General features: G+C 70.7%; 5 protein-coding genes. 4 read left to right on the forward strand and 1 reads right to left on the reverse strand.

All coding sequences use genetic code 11. The features are described 5' to 3' along the window. The coding region (locus AB0M20_RS30195; protein ID WP_364303722.1) for a sigma factor at positions 1 to 465 on the reverse strand (465 nt) is incomplete at its 3' end. Between the two features lie 424 nt (positions 466 to 889). Here AB0M20_RS30195 and AB0M20_RS30200 point away from each other — a divergent pair. From AB0M20_RS30200 to AB0M20_RS30215, 4 genes are all read left to right on the forward strand, one after another. Continuing rightward, the gene (locus AB0M20_RS30200; RefSeq protein WP_364303718.1) at positions 890 to 2389 is read left to right on the forward strand and encodes an AMP-binding protein; all 1500 of its coding nucleotides are present in this window, start codon (positions 890 to 892) and stop codon (positions 2387 to 2389) included. Next, the gene (locus AB0M20_RS30205) at positions 2386 to 2637 is read left to right on the forward strand and encodes a glutaredoxin family protein (RefSeq protein WP_364303719.1); all 252 of its coding nucleotides are present in this window, start codon (positions 2386 to 2388) and stop codon (positions 2635 to 2637) included. Before AB0M20_RS30200 ends, AB0M20_RS30205 begins: the two co-directional genes overlap by 4 nt. A gap of 7 nt (positions 2638 to 2644) precedes the next feature. After that, on the forward strand, positions 2645 to 3286 hold the full coding sequence (locus AB0M20_RS30210; protein WP_364303720.1) for an HAD hydrolase-like protein: 642 nt from the start codon (positions 2645 to 2647) through the stop codon (positions 3284 to 3286). Between the two features lie 241 nt (positions 3287 to 3527). Then, positions 3528 to 4118 (forward strand): redox-sensing transcriptional repressor Rex (locus AB0M20_RS30215; RefSeq protein ID WP_364303721.1); only part of this gene is annotated, 591 nt, incomplete at its 3' end.

The following is a 4118-nucleotide window of genomic DNA, read 5'->3' on the forward strand; positions in this document are numbered from 1 at the left end:
GGTGAAGCTGCCGATCCGCTTGAGGGCGCGCAGGAAGGTGTCCGAGGTCAGGTCCTCGGCGAGCTGGCGGTTGCCGACCCGGAAGTAGACGAAGCGGAAGACGGTGTCCACGTACCGGTCGTAGATCAGGCCGAAGGCGGCGGACTCGCCGGCCTGAGCGCGCTCGACCAGCGCCCACACCTCGGCCGCCGCGTCCGACGGATCGGGGCGGGCCGGATATTTGGGCGGCTCCGACTCGGTGGGCGGGCCGGTGGTGCTCTGTGTCGGCAGCACCACCTGGGCCTCGGCGGCGTCGCCACTGCGCTGGCCGGGGCCGGGTTGAGCCGGCATGACCGGACGTGCGCGACCGCCGACCGGCTTGACGTTGCCGGTCGGTGGGAGGCGGCTGGGGGACTCGTTGATGTGCGGGCGGTTGCGGGTGCGCTTCGGACTGTCGCCACGGATAGCGTGAGCGACGTTCAGGATGAAGCGCGCCGAACTGTAGGGATCGCCGGCGTACACATCACTCACTGCGCCTCCTCGACACGGCGGGCCTGACCGACCACGAAACGACCCCGCCAGATCGCATATTCATGGTGAATCCGTGCTTTGTGTGGCACAGCGGCCTCCTCGGGATGAGGGATGGTCACTCATAACAAAACGGGTGGGGCGACCCCGGGAACTGCCGGGCCGACCTCACCCATAGGTGTGGAGTCCGTTACACGAGCGTGAAGTATCACGGACTCCGGACACACGGAGTCGCACACCGTGTGCGCTGCGCGAAAACATCCGGAAGCGGTGCAGACGCGACAACAGGAACGTCTGCCACCATGTAGGACACGCTCGGACGGGAAACGGACAGGATGTCCGTCCTCCTCCGTCCGGGGGCCCTGTGCGAGACTCGCTGCTCGTGGAGACAAGAGCGCGCGACGCGGTCCGTCAGGCCGCTTTGCGCCGACCCTCGGCCGTTGCCCTGATCGCCGACGAAACGACGCTGACCTGGGCGGATGTCGACGCTGCGGTGGACCGGGCCGCCGGCCGGCTGGCGGCCCTGGTCGATGAACCGGGCGGCCGGGTGGCGATCGTCCTGGGCAACACCGTGGATTTCGTGGTCGTCTACTTCGGGGTGTTGCGTGCCGGTCTGGTCGCCGTGCCGCTCAACCCCGGATACACGCCCGACGAGATCGACTACGCCCTACGTGACGCGGGCGTGTCACTGGTGGTTACGGACAGTGCGATTGCGGGCGCGTCGTGCGTACCCCCCGACCTTGGATCCGGCCCGTCGGCCGCACCCGCATCGCCGGACGGACCCGCCGCCGACCAACTCGCCGTGCTGATCTACACCTCGGGCACCAGCGGACGGCCGAAAGGCGCGATGCTCACCCACGCCGCGCTCGCGGCCAACCACGACCAGCTCGACCGGATCGAGCCGCCGGTGATCGGGCCGGACGACGTGGTGCTGCTCAGCGTGCCGTTCTTCCACGCCTACGGGCTGAACACCGGGCTCGGCTCGGTCGTGCACCACGCGGCGACCGGGGTGCTGGTGGAGCGCTTCGACGCCGCCGGTTCGCTGGCCGCCATCGCCCGGCACGGCGTGACGGTCGCGGGCGGTGTGCCGGGGATGTTCGCCGCGTGGTCGCGCGAGAGCGACGCGGCGGAGGCGTTGGCCACGGTCCGCACGGCGGTCTGCGGCGCGGCGCCGATCGACCCGGCCGACGCGGCCCGCTTCACCGCCGTGACCGGCAAGACCCTGATCAACGGGTACGGGCTGACCGAGGCGGCGCCGGTGCTGACCACGACCGCGGTGAGCGACCGCGGCAAGGCCGGCTCCATCGGCCGGCCGCTGCCCGGGGTGGCCCTGCGCCTGCGCACCGCCGACGGGTACGTGCTCTGGGAGGACGGCACCGCTTCCCCGGACGAGGACCTGGCCGAGCTGGATCTCGCCGTCGAGGACTCGGCCGGGACGGATCCGGGCGAGATCGTGGTGCGCGGGGACAACCTGTTCTCCGGCTACTGGCCCGACGGGCGGGACGGGCCGGACGCCGACGGGTGGTGGGCGACCGGGGACATCGCGTACGCGGACGGCGACGGCGACCTGCATCTGGTGGACCGGATCGGCGAGCTGATCCTGGTGAACGGCTTCAACGTCTACCCGGCCGAGATCGAGCGGGTGCTGGACTCCCACCCCGGGGTCGGCGAGGCCGCGGTGGTCGCCATGGACCACCCGGAGACCGGGCAGGCGCCGCACGCGTACGTGGTGCCCGCCCTGGATCCGCCGCCCACCGCGGCCGAACTGCAGGTGTACTGTGCCGCGCACCTCGCCCGGTTCAAGCTGCCGGCCGCGATCGAGCTGGTGTCCTCGCTGCCGCACTCGGCGATCGGCAAGGTCCGCAAGAGGGAGCTGGGATGAGCACGCGGGTCACCCTGATCAGCCGCGACGGCTGCCACCTGTGCGAGGTGGCCGAGCAGGCGCTGGAGCGGATCGTTCCGGGCGACTGGACCCGGGTCGACGTGGACTCGACGCTCGAGCTCGAGCGCGACTACGGCGACCGGGTGCCGGTGGTGCTGCTGGACGGCAAGGAGCACGGCTACTGGCGGGTGGAGGAGAAGCGGCTGAAGCGGGATCTCGCTCGGCCGCCCGGCGCTCCCCGCCTATAGTCGCCGCGTGGCGCGTACTCATCTTGTCTGGGACTGGAACGGCACTCTGCTCGACGACTTCTCCCTGGTGGTCCAGGCCACCAACAGCGCGTTCGCCGCGGTCGGCGGGCGTGACGTCGAGCCGGACGAGCATCGCCGCCGGTTCCGCCGGCCGGTCGCCGAGTTCTACGCGGAGATCCTCGAGCGGGTGGTCGACGAGGACGAGTTCGGCAAGCTCGACCGGATCTTCCACGAGGCCTACCGGATGGGGCTGACCACGATGGCGCTGGCCGCGGACGCCAAGGAGGCGTTGACGATGTGGCCGGGCAGCCAGTCACTGCTGTCGATGTGGTTCCACGACGAGCTGGTGCCGGCCCTGTCGACCTACGGGCTCGACGGCCACTTCACGCGGGTGGATGGGCTGCGCACCGAGGTCGGCGGCCACCTCAAGGCCGGCCACCTGGCCGCACACCTCGACTCGCTGGATCTGACCGGCGCCGACGCGGTCCTGATCGGCGACTCGCTGGACGACGCCGACGCCGCCTCGTCGGTCGGCGCGGCGGTGGTCCTCTACTCCGGCGGCTTCACCGACGCGACCCGGCTGCGGGCGGTCGGCTGTCCCGTGGCTGACACCCTCGTGGAGGCGGTCGGCATCGCTCGTGACCTCTGATACTTCCCGGTCGGCTTGGCGACGAGATTGGGCGCGGGCCCTGTGGACCGGTAATACTCGGATGAGCTCGGCTTTAGCACGCTGAGTGGATCTTCGTCCATACCCCGCATCAAGATCGCGATTTGTGCACGCCTTCACAAGCGCCTACTCTGTGACTCCGACGAGCCCCGCTGTAACAGCCGGTCCTTGCCGACCACGGAGGGCTCTTCGCAGGTCAGCCACCTCGTCGGCACGGAGTCAGATGAGTCAGCAGCGATACGGAAACGTTCCCGGCGCCCCCGGTGGGCCCGCCTTCCCGGATCTCCCGGAGGCGACCATCGCGCGGCTTCCGGAGTACCTCCGCGCACTGCACAACCTCGCGGACGCGTCCGAGACCATCTCGAGCGAGGGTCTCGCCGCCGCGGCCGGGGTCAACTCGGCCAAGCTGCGCAAGGACCTCTCGCACCTGGGGTCGTACGGCACCCGCGGCGTCGGCTACGACGTCCGCCTGCTGACCGCCCAGATCGAGTACATCCTCGGCCTGGACCAGCACCGGGCGGTCTGCCTGGTCGGCGTCGGTAACCTCGGGCACGCGCTGGCCGGCTACGACGGCTTCGCCGGCCGCGGCTTCCGCATCGTGGCGCTCTTCGACGCCGACCCGGCCCGGGTGGGCGAGGTGATCAACGGGCTGACCGTGCAGCACATCGAGGAGCTGGCCCGGGTCGCCGCCGAGGAGTCGATCGCGATCGCGGTGATCGCCACCCCGGCCGGCGCCGCGCAGGCGGTCACCGACGATCTGGTCGCCGCGGGGGTGACCAGCATCCTGAACTTCGCGCCGTGTGTGCTGACCGTG

The sequence above is a fragment of the Actinoplanes sp. NPDC051633 genome (genome assembly GCF_040681735.1).
In the GTDB taxonomy this organism is placed as follows: domain Bacteria; phylum Actinomycetota; class Actinomycetes; order Mycobacteriales; family Micromonosporaceae; genus Actinoplanes.